The sequence below is a fragment of the Paenibacillus kobensis NBRC 15729 genome, assembly GCF_004000825.1.
GTDB classification, from domain to species: domain Bacteria; phylum Bacillota; class Bacilli; order Paenibacillales; family Paenibacillaceae; genus Paenibacillus_T; species Paenibacillus_T kobensis.
Genome location: NZ_BILZ01000028.1, coordinates 1 through 15564 on the forward strand (window position 1 = coordinate 1; position 15564 = coordinate 15564).

General features: G+C 51.8%; 12 protein-coding genes and 2 pseudogenes. 2 read left to right on the forward strand and 12 right to left on the reverse strand.

Annotated elements, in window-relative coordinates; all coding sequences use genetic code 11:
- The 7 genes and pseudogenes from PKO01S_RS16560 to PKO01S_RS16590 form a co-directional block, all read right to left on the reverse strand.
- Positions 1–637, reverse strand: a 637-nt coding sequence (locus PKO01S_RS16560) for a hypothetical protein (protein WP_164779638.1), incomplete at its 3' end; no start/stop codon positions are given.
- A 45-nt stretch (positions 638–682) separates the two neighbouring features.
- On the reverse strand, positions 683–2938 hold the full coding sequence (locus PKO01S_RS16565) for a hybrid sensor histidine kinase/response regulator (protein ID WP_127532549.1): 2256 nt from the start codon (positions 2936–2938) through the stop codon (positions 683–685).
- The gene (locus PKO01S_RS16570; RefSeq protein ID WP_127532550.1) at positions 2869–3330 is read right to left on the reverse strand and encodes a LytS/YhcK type 5TM receptor domain-containing protein; all 462 of its coding nucleotides are present in this window, start codon (positions 3328–3330) and stop codon (positions 2869–2871) included. Before PKO01S_RS16570 ends, PKO01S_RS16565 begins: the two co-directional genes overlap by 70 nt.
- A 171-nt stretch (positions 3331–3501) precedes the next feature.
- Entirely contained in the window at positions 3502–5385 is a 1884-nt protein-coding gene (locus PKO01S_RS16575) for a methyl-accepting chemotaxis protein (protein ID WP_127532551.1), read from the reverse strand.
- Between the two features lie 46 nt (positions 5386–5431).
- Positions 5432–5650: pseudogene (locus PKO01S_RS29785) on the reverse strand (diguanylate cyclase domain-containing protein); the annotation flags it as partial.
- Positions 5651–5804: 154 nt separating this feature from the next.
- Positions 5805–6230: a hypothetical protein gene (locus PKO01S_RS16585; RefSeq protein ID WP_127532552.1), complete on the reverse strand. Its 426-nt coding sequence runs from the start codon at positions 6228–6230 to the stop codon at positions 5805–5807.
- 169 nt (positions 6231–6399) lie between these two features.
- Positions 6400–9669 (reverse strand): response regulator, encoded by a 3270-nt coding sequence (locus PKO01S_RS16590; protein WP_164779641.1) that lies wholly within the window; start codon positions 9667–9669, stop codon positions 6400–6402.
- A 173-nt stretch (positions 9670–9842) separates the two neighbouring features.
- Here PKO01S_RS16590 and PKO01S_RS16595 point away from each other — a divergent pair, with 173 nt between their 5' ends.
- Positions 9843–10553 (forward strand): response regulator transcription factor, encoded by a 711-nt coding sequence (locus PKO01S_RS16595; protein ID WP_127532554.1) that lies wholly within the window; start codon positions 9843–9845, stop codon positions 10551–10553.
- A 19-nt stretch (positions 10554–10572) separates the two neighbouring features.
- Here PKO01S_RS16595 and PKO01S_RS28840 read toward each other — a convergent pair whose 3' ends face one another.
- The 5 genes from PKO01S_RS28840 to PKO01S_RS16615 form a co-directional block, all read right to left on the reverse strand.
- Positions 10573–10725 carry a hypothetical protein gene (locus PKO01S_RS28840; RefSeq protein ID WP_164779642.1) on the reverse strand — a complete coding sequence of 51 codons (153 nt, stop codon included), beginning with the start codon at positions 10723–10725 and terminating at the stop codon, positions 10573–10575.
- A 2-nt stretch (positions 10726–10727) separates the two neighbouring features.
- On the reverse strand, positions 10728–11021 hold the full coding sequence (locus tag PKO01S_RS16600; RefSeq protein ID WP_127532555.1) for a response regulator transcription factor: 294 nt from the start codon (positions 11019–11021) through the stop codon (positions 10728–10730).
- Between the two features lie 191 nt (positions 11022–11212).
- The gene (locus PKO01S_RS16605; protein ID WP_127532556.1) at positions 11213–11935 is read right to left on the reverse strand and encodes a response regulator transcription factor; all 723 of its coding nucleotides are present in this window, start codon (positions 11933–11935) and stop codon (positions 11213–11215) included.
- Positions 11936–12045: 110 nt separating this feature from the next.
- Complete coding sequence (gene pnpS, locus PKO01S_RS16610; RefSeq protein WP_127532591.1) at positions 12046–13875, reverse strand: two-component system histidine kinase PnpS; 1830 nt, start codon at positions 13873–13875, stop codon at positions 12046–12048.
- 42 nt (positions 13876–13917) lie between these two features.
- A complete protein-coding gene (locus PKO01S_RS16615; RefSeq protein ID WP_407669661.1) occupies positions 13918–14880 on the reverse strand; it encodes a bile acid:sodium symporter family protein in 963 nt (320 codons plus the stop codon).
- A gap of 502 nt (positions 14881–15382) precedes the next feature.
- Between PKO01S_RS16615 and PKO01S_RS29790 the strand changes: the two are divergent.
- Positions 15383–15553: pseudogene (locus PKO01S_RS29790) on the forward strand (transposase); the annotation flags it as partial.
- Positions 15554–15564: the final 11 nt, after the last annotated feature.

Sequence of the window (15564 nt, forward strand, 5' to 3'; positions counted from 1 at the left end):
TTGCCTGACCGCCGGGCAAATCATGCAGAAGCATCTTTGCCGCTTTGCGAACAGCGGGCTTGCCGTGATCCGCATAGTCGTGCGCAATTTGCAGCACTTCAAGGGCCAGGCCTGGCGCGCTTTCGACGACGCGGCGCAGCGCCGCGAGCGCCCGGCCCGCGTGCTTGCCGTCCGCTGCGGTCAGCGCATCCCTCAATAGCGGATACACCGCTGCTGCAGCAGCCTCGCTTGACCGTGCTATGCCTCCGAGCGCATCCACCGCATAATCGCGTACGATCGTGCTCGAATCTTCGCGAATCGTCACCGCAAGCATCGCAGACAGAACGCTCGCCGTCTCCGGTATAAGATGCGCGGTCAGAGCAATGGCATGCATGGCCTCCCATCGCACCCGCGTCGTCTTATGAGACAACAGCGGCACGCATAAGGTCAAATAAGGAACAACCAGCTCCGGCCTCGATTCCGCCACTTTCGTCAACACTTCGCAGCAATCGCCCAGCAGCGCCGCATCGCGGCCGCTGAACGCTTCCGCTATTTCCGCAAGCAGCGCCGGTTCATCCAAGCACCGCTGCGCGGCAGCGCGATTGGCATCCTGCGATCGTTCGCCGACTTGGGATGACAGTTCCTTCAAAATACTCACAGGCAGTCGCTCCTTCAGGAACACGTCCTTAGCCAGTCCGTCCGGTCACACGGCGTCTTCAAGCATCGGGCTTGCAATTCGAATCGACTGCAGGACGACCGACATCTCTTCGCTGAGCTTCTCCAGCCGCAAGCGAAGCTGCTCTCCGTCCTCACCCGTCAGACAAGCCTGCACCGCCTCCGCCGTCTCCGCCAGCTCTTTCGCGCCAAGATTGGAGGCGACTCCCTTCAACGTATGGACGAACAATTCGGCCTGCTTGCGTTCGCCGGCCGCAACCGCTTCGGCGATCTCCGAAGCGGCATTCGCATGGTCACTTGCGAACCGGGTCAGAATGCCGAGGTAGAACGCCCGGTTGCCGCGCAGCCGCTCGACCGCTTCCGCCAGGTGAAGCCCCGGCAGCCGGTCCGGCATATCCGGGCGTTCTCCAGCCGGAGAAACCGCCGCTCGACGGTAGCTGAGCACGAAACGCTGCAGCAGCGCATACAGCTGTGCTGGTTCGAATGGCTTCGTAATGTACGAGTTCATCCCATTCTCGAGCACCTTCTCCTTCACGCCCTTCATCGCATCGGCTGTCATCGCGATAATGGGTACATCCTTCCCGTCTTCCCGCTGCCGAATGCGGCGGGTCGCTTCGATCCCGTCCATCACCGGCATTTGCAAATCCATCAAGATGATGTCATAACGTTTGGTATCCAGCAGCTCCAGCGCTTCTGCGCCGTTCGATGCGATATCGACCGTGGCGCCAATCCCTTTCAACATCTCCAAGGCCACCTGCTGGTTAATTTCATTATCTTCAACCAGGAGAATCGACGTTTCCCGCAGCGCATCATAATGGATCTGCTGCTCCTTCTCCTTGCCGATATGCTGCTTGTCCAATACATGCTTATGGAATAAGCCCACCATTTCGTTATAAAGCTGAGACTGGCTCATCGGGTAATACAGCACTTTCTCAATCGGTGTATAACGGATACGCTGCTGCAACTCCAGATCGTGATAGGCGCTGACGAGCACAATAACCTGCATCGGCGAAGAGCCATATTGATTGATTCGTTCGGCCAATTGAATCGGATCATCATGATTGAGCTTCCAATCGACAATAACAAGATCGAACCTTGCGCCTGAATACAACTGCTGAGCGGCAGCATCCTCCGAATCCGCTATGGCGACTTGGAATTGGAACTGCTCCAACTGGCATGTAAGCACCTTCTGCATATCCGGCTCGTCGCATACCAGAAGCACATTCAAGAACCGGACTGGACTGTCCTTCTGAATGTTGACGAATGTGCGCGAACACAATTCGAACCGTGCCGTGAACGTAAAGCAGCTGCCTTGCCCTGGCTCGCTCTCGACCGACATCTCTCCGCCCATTCGTTCAACGAGCTCCTTGCTGATGACGAGGCCGAGTCCTGTTCCTCCATATTTGCGGGTTGTCGACATATCCGCTTGCGTAAAATGCCGGAACAGCCTCGTCTGCTGCTCCATCGTCATGCCAATTCCCGTATCGCTTACGGAACAGCGAAGCGTTGCAGCCATATCCTCCTGCGGCGAATGCTCACGCTCAATCTCAACCGTAATTTCTCCCCGGTCGGTGAATTTCACGGCATTGTTCAGCAAGTTAATGAGCACTTGGCTCAACCGGTGCGGATCTCCGACGAGCATCTGCGGAACCTCGTAATGAATCGCGAAATGAAGGTCGAGCCTTTTCTCGTAAGCCTTCACGTTGATGACGCTGGAAACGTTATGAAGCACCTCGAACAGGTCGAAATCGATCTGCTCGAGCACGATTTTGTTCGCTTCGATTTTGGAATAGTCCAATATATCGTTAATGATCGTAATGAGGTTGTTAGCGGAGAGCATCATCTTGTTCGAATAGTCCTGCTGGCGCTCTGTCAATTCCGTCCGCCTCATCAAATGGTTAAGACCAATAATAGCATTCATAGGCGTCCGTATCTCGTGGCTCATATTAGCCAAAAACTCGCTCTTCGCCTTGTTCGCCGATTCTGCCGACTGCTTCGCGTCCGCTAGCAGCGCGTTGTTGTGTTCCAGCTCCTGCGTTCGCTGCTCGACGAGCTCTTCCAGATGATTCTTGTAATGCATGAGCGTCTGCTCCGTCTCGTACCTCTTAATCTCATAAGCCATGACGGAGTAAAACAACGGTACAGCTGCCGTATGAAAAAGAATAAACGTTTGGTCGAACTCGCGGAAGAATAACTCGACTCCCTCGGCCGGCGCTAAGAGAGCCCATAGAACCGTTTGCCCCCTACCGCGAACCCGATCAACCAAGCGATCCATATGAACCATCGAACATATTTCATCCGAAGATAATAGCCGGCAATGCTTATCAAAGACGTACAAATGAGCGCTCCCAATGGAAAAATGACCGCTCCGCCGAGCGTCAGCCGGTAACCGCCTATAACAGCCGCCGTAATTAGCACGGCCCACGGTCCGCCGAATATGCCCGACAGCGCAACGCTGACAAGCCGGGCATCCATATGCAGACTGTGGCTGGTCGCAAGCGGCATCTGCATAATAAGCAACCCCAGTAAGCTGAACAGCAAGCCAAAGCTCACCTTCTTCCACCCAATTACCGTCTTGGAAGACAAGTAAGGGTAGATCCACCTGGTCACAACGATCATCCCGATCAGCAGCGTGCTGTACTGGCTGAAATAGATGAGAACATTCATATTCATCATGACCCGCTCCTATTGAACGATATTGACCTTGCAAAAAGATGGTAGCATGCCCAAAGGCGCAAAAGCAACGAGATTTCGACATCCTTCGAGCGCGTCCATTTTCCATCCATCCAAATAAAAAGTTGAGCGGCTTCACGAGCCGCTCAACCTTAAACCGCTTTGCTTTTTTCGTTACCTTTTATATTTAAACACCTCAATCGACTCGTGCAGACGCTCCGCCAGCGTCGCTAGCTCTTGAGAGGCGACCGCCGTTTGCTCCGCTGCAGCCGCAGCCTCCTCGCTGACTGCCGCGACCGATTCGATCGCCAAGAGCACATCGGACGCTTTGGCCGATTGCTCTGCGCTCGATTCGGCAATATCGTTCACCTTGTCCGATACCTCGCTCACTTTCACGACGATTCCGTCGAACGATTGCCGTGTCTGTGCGAACTGCTGCACGCCTTCGCTGACCGCTTTGACGCACGTCGTTGTGTTGTCCTGCATCCCGTGAATGATGGAAGCGATCTGCTTCGTCGCATTGCCGCTTCGTTCCGCGAGCTTGCGGACTTCACCGGCCACGACGGCGAAGCCGCGTCCCTGGTCGCCCGCTCTCGCCGCCTCGATCGCCGCGTTGAGCGCAAGCAGATTCGTCTGCTCCGCAATTTCGTTAATGACTTGCACGATGTCGCCGATCTGCTTCGAATCCCGCTCCAGTGTCTCCATCTTCTGATTGACCTGCTCCATCGTGTCGATCGAACCGTTAATTTGGTCCATGCCTTGCTGAGCAATCTGAACCGCATCGCCGGAATAATCGCGTGCCTGCTTCGCGTTATTCGATACAAGCTCCACGGCCCGCTCCAAATCATCGAACAGATCGGACATCGTAAGCGCGCGGTCGGCTTGATCGACGCTGCCCCTTGCCACCTCATCGGTGCTTGCTGTAATTTCTTCGGCGGAAGCCGCTACGCTGATCGAAGCCGCATTCACCTGCTCGATCGTCGATGACAACGAATCCAGCATACCGTTCATGTGGGAAGCGAGTTCCCCAAGCTCATCCTTCGTCTTGATGCGAAGCCGCGGACGGAAGTCGCCTTTGGACAGCTGCTGCACAACTTCCGTTATGTAGACGATCGGCTTGGCCAATCTCGTTGTGAACACGTATGTGATCGCAATAGCAACCAGCGTTACGAGTGCGGCGGCAATAAGCGTCGTCCGCATCATGTCCGTGATCGGCTCTGTCAGTTCCGTCTCCGGCACCGCCATCTGAATGACGTAGCCGTTCTTAGTCGCGCTGGAATGTCCAATCTTATGTACGCCGTTGAACGTATAATTGTAGCTGACATCCTTGTTCCCGTTCCTGACCGTTTGAAACGCCGCAAGCGATTCCGGCATGCCTAGATCGGCCAACTTCGTACCGATCAGCTCCGGTTTCGGATGGCTCTGAACAATGCCTTGGCTGTCTACGAGCACTGCATAACCGGTCTTGCCGATGGACGCTTCACTGACGCTTTTAGCCGCTTCGCTGATCGAGTAGCTCGTTGCATAGAAGCCGAATGGCATACCGTTCTTCAACAGCGGCACCGCGAACGTCACAACGAGCTTCGAAGAATCGTTAAGCGCCGGCACCGGATCGGAAATAAAAGGCTTGCCCTGCTCAACTGCTTGAATATAAGGGCGGCTCGCCAAGTCCAGCAGCTTCCCGTTTTGATCAAAGCTGTTCTTGCCGGTCAAATCAAGCGAATAGGCGGAAACCGTGTATTCCGGATTGCCTGTCGCGAAAGCAGTAACAAGCGCCTGATGCTTTGCCGCGTCCGTCCCGTACGACATCCCGATATTCGCCGCAGCTTCCAGCTTCGCGAACTTGGATTGGATTTCTTGATCCAGCTTCAGAGCAATGATATCGGTCTGCCAGCCAAGATCTTTTTTGATCTGCTTCTGGAACATCGCAGAGTTCGGAATAAACAACGAGAACGCCATAGATGCGATAATGACGACCGCAATTAAGAAAGTAGCGAGCATAAGCCGCGTGGACAATTTGCGAATTTGGAACATTTGTTTGAAACGAGCATTTTTCACCGCTTCTCCACTGCCTCTCACATGGAATTACCTTGGTTTGCTGTTCAACTCTTCTTGTTCCAGCATGGCCGAAGACCTCGATTTCTGCTTCGGAATGGTATGGGAACAGATAAGCAAACGTATCGCCGCCCATTCGTACTGTACGGGCGCTCTCACCGCCAAGCTTTTGCAGCTTGCGGGCCATATTCATCAGAAGCTGGTCACCGGCATCGTCCCCGTATGTTTCGTTCACTAGTTTGAAATGATCCAGTCCGATGAACTGCAGCGCTCATTTCTTCTCCCTGTATGGCTTGCTTGGATGCCGAACAGCTCACCGGTACAGCTTGAATGTATACGTCCATCTCCGGCATTTCAGCATCCATAACAATAAGATCAGGCTGCAGCTGAGCGGCCTGATCTTATTCGGTAAGGCATGTGCTTCAGCACGCTCCATGCCCGGCGCTTTGATGCTTGCGTACGGATCCGCCGGTGAAGTCAATCGATTGAGCAGCCTCGCTCCTTGCTTTGAATAGAAAACGGAGCACGGAGCCATTAATGTTCTCGGCTTTCATCGAATACGTGATCAACACGTATTGCTCGTTGCTTCGGAATTCCAATTCGCTTGCCACTGCGCGCGGATAGGCTTGCTCCTGGCGTTCCGCTCTGAAATACTCAAACGGGAGCGTAACAGAATACTCGAAGCAGGCCAGGCCGTTATGGTTCGTCATTCGAAAAAATTCATGGCACTTCAATCGGTCGCGGTGCCAATGGCTGATATGATCATCAAGAAGCGATTCGACCCAATCTTCTTCATGTTTTAAACAATTAGCAACGAATTGGCTCCTGTAATAAGGAAGCAAATTCATGCTCTCACCTCCGCGCTCATTCAATCTACAACGAAGTATAAACAGTAATTATTAGGAAAGTTCTTCTGAATGTATTTGCTGTTTATTAATATTGCTGCAATAAATATAAAAGCCGCCTGCCTCCATGTCGGGGAGCAGACGGCGAATGCGTGCTTTCTCTCATTCAATCTTATTCAATTGCTTCTATGGTTGAAAGCGAGCTGATGATCATATTGACTTCAGCCATTACGGCGTCCAGCGCCGGACGGTAGGCGGACGGATTGTCGAGCAGCGCCGCCTCCAGTTGGATGGCCGCAACGGCTAGCCGGTGAGCGGACAGATTGCGGGCAACGCCGATCAGCGTATGCGCCTCGCGCTCCGCCGCCCGTTGCTGGCCTTCCTCCATCAGCCGGATAAGCCGGTCGGCGAATGCCGTGTACTCTTTTTTGAACAATTGCAAAATGTGAACCAGAATCGAGCCTCTTCCTTCCAGCCGTTGCAGCACACCATCCATGTCGACGCCTTTCACCTTGAGCCGGATATCATGTATTAATGCACGCTCAGCCGCCTTCTTGCTGTGCAGCCGAACGGACTTCAGCCACTTGTCCATACATTGGCTTAACAATTCGGCATCGAGCGGCTTCAGCACAATATCGTTAATGCCAACTTCATAATACGTCTGGTGATCATGCTGCATGGCATTGGCAGTCAGTGCAATGATCGGGATGTCGTTGTACGCTTCCTGTTCGCGAATCCGCTTGGACGTCTCGTAGCCGTTCAATAATGGCATATACATATCCATCAGAATGATATCGATTCCGCCTGCCTCCAGCAGTTCAAGCGCCTCGAGTCCGTTGCCTGCGACGACGACGTCGAAGCCCCGGTATTGGAGCAGCTCTATCGCCACTTGCTGATTAATGATATTGTCCTCGACAAGCAGCACCCGGGTACCCGCCGTTTGAACCGCATCTTGGCCGGGAATACCGTCCGCCGCCATTTCAGCAGCAGCCGTCACCGGGCTCCGCTGCGCAATTCGCTGCAGCGTCCGGAACAGTTCGAGCCGGCTTGTCGGCTTATTGAGCATCGCATCCGGCAGCCGGCCGTCCATCATTTGCATAATCTCTTCTCTTGCGTATGCAGACGATGTAGCGACAACTGAGACCGGTTTGCCGTCAATCGAGCCCATCAACCGATTCCATGTATGTTCACCGTACATATCATCCATCTCCATATCGAGTAAGACGCAATCTACCGGATAGCCAGAGTTATTCGCACCTTCAATGAAAGCATACAGATGCTCCCATGTCGGCGAGGTCGTAACGCGGCATCCGAACGATTGGATCGACCGAACCATCAAATCCCGCATAATCACGCTATCTTCGACGAGATGAACGTGGAAAGGACCGTTCCCCGTCTCAATCGTCCAATTCCGCAGCTCGCAGTCTTTCGTAACGGCGTAATCAAGCTCGAATTGGAACCGGCTCCCGACGCCAGACTCGCTCACGACCCACATTTCTCCGCCCAGCAATGCCACGAGCTCCTTCACGATCGGCAGCCCGAGCCCCGTGCCGGACAATGTTTTGCCGCTGTCATGCTCAGCTTGCCAGAATGGCTCGTACACCATGCGGACCTGTTCGTCCGACATGCCCATACCAGTGTCTTCTACCGTGAACCGGAGCCTTACTCCGTTATCTGTTTGACTGACCCGTTGAACGCGTATGAGGACATGCCCTTCGTCCGTAAACTTGATCGCATTGCTGCACAAATTCATTAGGATTTGCTTCAGCCTGAGCGGATCTCCAACAACCCGGTCCGGCAGCCCTGCTTCCGAATCGAGGATGACTTCGATCTGCTTAATACCTTTCAACACGCCGAGCGTGCTCGTCAGCTCGTACAGCAATTCATCCATTTGAAATTCGATCCGCTCCATGTTCAATTTGCCGGCTTCAATTTTGGACAGATCGAGAATATCGGTAATGATGCCAAGAAGCAGATGGGAGGAAGACAGTATTTTATGCACATAATCTTGCTGAATATCCGTCAGTTCAGTCTGCTTCATCAACTGCGACATGCCGATAATGCCGTTCAGCGGTGTGCGAATCTCGTGACTGACCCTCGCGAGAAACCGGCTCTTGGCTTGGCTTTCCCGGTCGGCCAGCTTCAAATCTGTAATTTCGTGCATGCTGCATATAAGCGACAGACCTTCTTCGGCGGCTCCGGTAATAATCGACAGCGTAACATAATACTCACTATGCCGTCCGTCTGCCTCCACGACGCTCGTCTCGAACCGTTTCTTCTTGCCTGAAGTGACAAGCTCGGTCAGCTTGTTCCGCCACTGGCTTTCATTTATCGTCCAATTCAAATCGAACAGCCCGAGTCCGCAGTCCGCAATCTTCTCCGGCTCAACGCCGACGACTTGGCCGAAGTAACTGTTCGCGAACCGGATTCTCCCGTCCATATCCAGCTCCAGAATACAATCCTGCGGATTCTCCGCAAGCGACCGGTAGCGCGCTTCATTCGCGCTTATTCTTTTTTCCGCTCTTTTGCTATCGGTTACGTCCATGACGCAGCCGATGATCGACGTAACTTTGCCCTCCTCCACAATGGGCTCCAGCGTTACCCATAAGTTAAAACCGGCCATTTGTCCTTCGAAACTGCACGGTTGGCCGCTCTCCCATGTTTTCTCATACTTGGAAGCAAGGTACGCAATATCGGCGTCGTGAGTGAGTACATTGAACGCCTTCAAATCTTCCATATAATCCTGATCGATTCCGATCGCCCGCTGCATGAGCTTCCCGCTAATCATTTTATATACAAACTGTCCGTCTGCCTTTACTAATTTGAACGTGAGCCCGTGCTGCAAGCTTAACGCGCTGTGCAGTTCGTCTCTTGCCACTTCCAATTCGGAACGCCATTCGTCCACCCGCTGCAAATAACGAAGCAGCGAGCCGATAAACATAGTGCCGAACAAGCTTACCAATAGGAAGGACCACACTTGTCGATCGAAGGGCGGCACATCCAGTACAATGCCAGCCAGCGTAAAAATGGCGGCCGGCACAACCGCCAGCAGAAGCCACCGGTACCAGAACGAGCGGATGTATTGAATCGTAACATCGGCGATCAACCAGTTGATCAGACCGACCACGACCGATCTGAACCAGACGGACGGATCATTCCATTCGGGAATCGTCATAATCACAATAGAGAGAATGCCGGCACGGACGCCGCCAAAATAAACCGCGATCATCATCGCGATCGTCCGCAAATCAAGCACATAGTCCGATCCGTAAGTGACGCCGAAGCGATGTAGAATAATACCGGTTAATCCGCAGTACATTCCTGTCGATATAATGCGAAGGGCGGATGACATCCGGCTCACCAGCGGATGGTAATACAGCTGCACGCCTATAAACACGAAAATCGCAAGCAAGGCTAAATTCAATATGTAGTGTTCAAACATGAGTCTGTATTCCTCCTGATGATAAGCCATCATACAACGACGTAAGTCTTACTCTATTATACTTAAATAACGATAGACGGGCATATTTCGACATAATATAATAATTATGGAGATTAAAATATTAGGAAAGTATTAGTTTTGCTAACATTCGTTTGATTAAGGCGGGAGCATCCATGACTAAAGTTCTAATAATTGAAGATGACAACATCTTTGGAGACATGTTGAGCCTCTATCTCACGGAAGAGCAATATGAAGTGACTCGCGTTCCAAGTGCCGGAGAAGGGATTCGTTCACTTACGGACTTTCCGCCCAACGTCATTCTACTAGATTTAATGCTGCCAGACACCGAAGGTATTAACGCTTGCGCTTTGCTAAGAGAATATACGAATATCCCGATCATTGTTACCTCAGCCGAGACGAAGGTATCGGAACGCATTCAATCCCTCTCTGAGGGAGCAGACGACTACCTATGCAAGCCGTTCAGCATGCAGGAGTTGAAAGCCCGCATTGAAGCCGTCCTGCGCCGCACGAGTTCACTGTCCTTTGCGGCACATACAGCCAATGCAGCTCCAGCCGTACCGCCAGCTGCGGACGATTGGGTGTTGACGCTCGACATGGCTCGCCGTCTTCTTATTTGCAACGGACAAGAGATTGAGACGACCTATTCCGAGTTCGAAATTATGAAGCTGTTGTACCATAATCCAGCCAAAGTGTTCAGCCGCGAAGAGCTCATCAACGCAATACGCGGCATCGATTCCTATATTAATGAACGAGCCATTGACGTACACATTACAAATCTCCGCAAGAAAATCGAGAACAATCCGAAGGAGCCCCAATATATTAAGACCGTCTGGGGCGTCGGTTACAAGTTTGTAAAAAAATAAGAGGGGGCAATCTCCCCCTCTATATTGAATATCCGCCCAGCATACCTTGCAATACATCTACGTTTAATTGAAAGACCAGCCCTTGTTCCTCTGTTCGATACACGCTATCTATCGCCATCTGCTTCGCGCGGACATCTGCCGGCACCACCCGCACTCCACCCTTCTCCGGCATCGTTATTTGCTCCATCTGTTAAGCGCCGTCACGAGTCTCGCCTGACAATATTCCGCGTTGTCGCTGTACATGCTGCCGTCCACGAGCAGTGCGCTCATACAGATGGACATCAGTTTCCGGACACTCGTAATGTTCATCTTCTTAAAAATGTTCGCGACATGATTTTTTACTGTCTTCTCGCTAATGCACAGACTGTCCGCCAGTTCCTGATTCGTGCAGCCTTTGAACACGATTAAGGAGATGACTTCAAACTCCCGCCGCGTTAAGCCGCTTTCGTTACACCCGCTGGATTTCATTCGTTTATCTCTTCCCTTACGATATTTTGTAGCGTTCGAGGTTTCATTCCCTTTGTAATAGCCGTTCCGAATCGTACAACAAGATTATTAAAATGAAAGAAGAAAAAGTATTAACGGATCATTTTATTTCTTCATAATTGTTTAAAAAATAACGGACACGCACAACACAACAAAAAAACCCGGTCTCCTTCTCACTTGAAGGAACCGAGTTTTTTGGGAAGCACCAGCTTGTAGCCGACGCCGCGGATGGATTCAATTTGCACGGATTGCTGACCGAGCTCCAGCTTCTTGCGAAGCGAACTGACATGCACGTCCACCGTACGTTGGCCGCCGATATAATCGAAGCCCCATACGATATTCATAAGATCATCCCTCGTTACAACCATGCTTGGCCGCTGTACCAGGTAGAGCAGCACCTCGAATTCTTTCGGCCGCAGCGGCACCGTCTCACCGTTGAGCACAACCTCGTACTTCTCCGGATAAATCGCCAGATCGCCGGCCATAATGACCTTTTCGTTCGACTCGACGGCTGCTTTGCCTTCGTCCTGCTGCGTACGTCGCAGAACAGCGGATACGCGAGCGAGCAACTCGGCTACGCCGAAAGGCTTCGTGATATAATCGTCCGCCCCGTGCTTCAAACCTTGAACGACTTCTTCTTCGGCGTTGCGTGCAGTCAGAATAATGATCGGCGTACGAACGCCGTTCTGACGCAGCTTCGACAAGATCTCGAAGCCGTTCATGCCAGGCAACATAATATCCAGAATAATCAGATCGAAGCTTCGTTGAAGCGCCGTCTGCAGTCCCTCTCCACCATGATCGATGACCGTCGTCTCATAGCCTTCCTGCGTCAAGTTATACGACAATAATCGGGCCAAAGTCGGTTCGTCTTCGATGACTAGCACCTTATGCGACATGGATACCTCCAATTCGCTTATCGCCGGCAAGCGACAATCTGCGCAAGTTACATTTTACAACTATTTTATCATGGTTTCGTAAACTTCGGTCAACCCTTTTCTTACAGAAGCTAGGGATGAATGACAGGAAGCTCGATAACGAACGTCGTTCCAACGCCCACTTCGCTGTCTACAGCTATCGTTCCGTTATGCAGCTCGACAAGATGTTTGACGATCGACAGGCCTAGTCCCGTACCGCCTGAGCTGCGCGAACGCGCTTTATCGACTCGGTAGAAACGTTCGAAAATACGCGGCAAATCTTTTTTCGGTATGCCGATTCCAGTGTCTTTTATAATAATTCGGATCCGGTCGTAATCATCGCGCGCCTCATCGTCCAATTGCGCTGTATGACTGTACGATGCTGGCCATACCGGCTCGACTATAAGTGTAACCTTCCCGCCGTCAGGCGTATAGCTTATCCCGTTCGCCAGCAGATTCATAATAATTTGCCGCAGACGGTCTTCATCCGCTTCGACATAAATGTCACCGTCAGCTACAAGTTTCAGCTCGATCGCTTTGCGCGCCGCCTCCGCCTCCAGCAACTGAAGCGTCTTCGCGGCGAATGTGCCCATTTCGACGGGAGAGAACAGAAGCGGAACGCGGCGGGATTCGATCTTCGACAACTCTAGAATGTCGCCGATCAGACGGTTAAGCCGTTCGCTCTCATCATAGATGATCTGAAGGAATGAGCGCGATGTCTCCTCATCCTTAACCGCGCCGCTGAGCAGCGTTTCCGCAAAGCCTTTCACTGCCGCAACCGGCGTCTTCAGCTCGTGCGATACGTTGGCAACGAATTCGCTTCGCATCCGCTCCAGACGGCGGATCGCTGACACGTCCTGCAGGACGAGCAGTACGCCTGTAAATTCATCTTGATCCTGCATAACCGGTACGATGTTGAGCTCGAGCAGCCTCTCTTCCGGATAGTAGAACGTCATCTCATCATGAATGTAAGACTGTTTCTCGAACGCCTCCCGGATAAGCTGCGTCAGCTCATGCTGCTGCCTCGCATCCGTATAATGACGGCCGACAAGCTCTTTCGACGAGAAGCCAAGTATCTCTTCCGCTCTGCGGCTGATCAGCACGATACGGCCTGTCCGGTCAATCATGACGATGCCGTTAATCATATTATCGAGCACGCTCTCCAATTGGCTTTCATTCCGGCGAATCCGCTCCATCTGCTCCTGCAAGCTGTCCGCCATCGCATTGATCGCGCTTCCGAGCTCTCCTATTTCATCATTTTTCACGACGGTAACTCTCGCCCGGTAATCCATGCGTTGAATCCGTTTCGCTACTGCCGTAATCTGCTCTAGCGGACGCGTCATCCCTTGCGCAACCCGGAAACTGACTAACGCGCCGACCAAGAACAGAACAAGCAGCCATACGATAAGCGCCGTCCACAAATCCCGAATGCTTTGATCTACACTAGCAAGACTCATAGCAAGACGAATAACATAGTTATCCTGCCCGACTTGGACCGTTTTCGCTACATACAGCATGTTCGTATTCATCGTATCGCTAAGACGAATCGTGCGGCCCGTGCCTTCTGACAGCGCTTGCTGCACCTCTTTGCGCTGTAGATGATTGTCCATCGTTCTCGGGTCGTGGTAGGAATCTCCCAGCACAAGCCCGTCCGGACGAATGAAGGTAGTGCGGGCACCCGTATCGCGGTTCAAGTCGTCTGCCAATCTCGTATAATAATCAAATTGCTCCGACATGTTCTCGCCCGGAGGAGCCCACTTCATACCGCTTGCAATAATCGAGATTTCGCGAACCATACTGCTCTCTAGTCCTTGAATGTGCTTGCTCTTGAACATATTAGCCATAATAAGCCCGGAGGCTAGTACGGATAACCCGATAATGCCGATCATAATAAGCGTCAACCGTGTGCGAAAATTGTTCATCACCTTACGTCATCTCCTGTCGCCATTCGGCAGCATACGACTTTATCGTACATGTATAGGAGCAGTTGCGCCAGCATCCCGTTTGTTAATTTTTTGTAAAATGTAATGATGCAGCGTCGCCATTGGCTGCTGAATCAGTATGGATAACACGACCGGCACAGCCGATAGCGGGCTAAAATATCCCATCGCTAATACAATGCCAAGCGATATATTGCGCATTCCGGACGCGTAAGACACTGTGACCTGCAGCTCCCGATTACGGTAAGGCATTGAGCCGAAGAAGCCGAGGGCATAGCACAAAGCAACGAGCAGAATGCTGACTGGAATGAGACGGACCATATCATGCTTTAACTGCTCGACATAAGGCTCAATTGCAGCCGCATTTAACGCGACAACCGCAACGAAGCACAGCTTGGACACAGGGGCGGTATAGGACTGAACGATGCCTTTAATACGCCCCCTCGAAAGCTCATGGAGCAGAACGCCAATTGCAGTCGGCGCAACGATAATAAGCACAAGATCGCGAATCATGCCGCCGGTATCGATATCAACGACCGCGCCGAACAGCAAGTGAAAGCCTGCAGGTACAACGAGCGGACTTAGCGCGGAATCCACGACGACGAGCGCCAGCATTAGCGCAACAATGCCGCCCGACATGCCGACCCATAGTACGGACGAAACACCAAGCGGAATAATCGCGAACAGCACCAACCCGACAACATAGGGTGAATCAGCGCCGAACAGCGCCGCTCCAATACCAAAAGCCGCCAGTGGAGCCGCCACATGTGTAAGCACGAACGTCCATGCCAATATGCCAGGTTGCCGCATCACTTGCCGCAGCTCCCCAATACCGCAGCCTATGGCCATCGACAACGTAACGAATGCGAATAGATAAGGTACCGCATCAACCATCGGACGCAGCGCCGACGAACATAGAAACCCTAGTACGAGCGATCCGGGGATAAGCAGAAACATCCATTTCTCAAACCATCGATTAAAAGCCACGAACCCCATATCCCCTCTCGGTACTCATAAGTAAGTTTCAGTATACTACGGTTTAATGAGAACAAGAAACAAGAGACCGCCCGAAATTTAGGACGCTCCCTCGCTTGTTTCCCTTATCACTTCCGGTGCTCTGATTGATACGCGTCGCATGGTTCACGTAGTTCTCGTAGTTTCACATGGTTCACACAGTTTCCTGTAGTTCACATAGTTCTCGTAGTTCTCGTAGTTCTCGTAGTTCTCGTAGTTCTCGTAGTTCTCATGTAGTTCTCGTAGTTTCACATAGCCTCACATAGCTTCACACTCGCCTTGCTGTCCCTTTGGTCCACTATCCCCTTAACTCAGGAAAGAATAGTTCTACTATAATCACCCAAATTGTTATCAAAAGCCACCCGGATTTCTACCAAAAAAAACATTGAAACAGGAACAAGTGTTCGGTATAATTACTTAAGAACACATGTTTTGATCGACCAAGTTCTTGTTCGATTAAAGGAGCGAATCCGCTATGCCGTTCCCTTCCTTGGAGTCTTTTTTGAATCATTATAACAATGAAGAAATCTGTTCTTCTTTCCTATTTCAATTGAAGTGGCCGCTCGGTTTTTGTTGCTCGGAATGTAATCATGGACGGGCGTATGCTGTCACGACTCGAAGGCTTCCGCTTTTCGAATGCGCAAGCTGCAAACACCA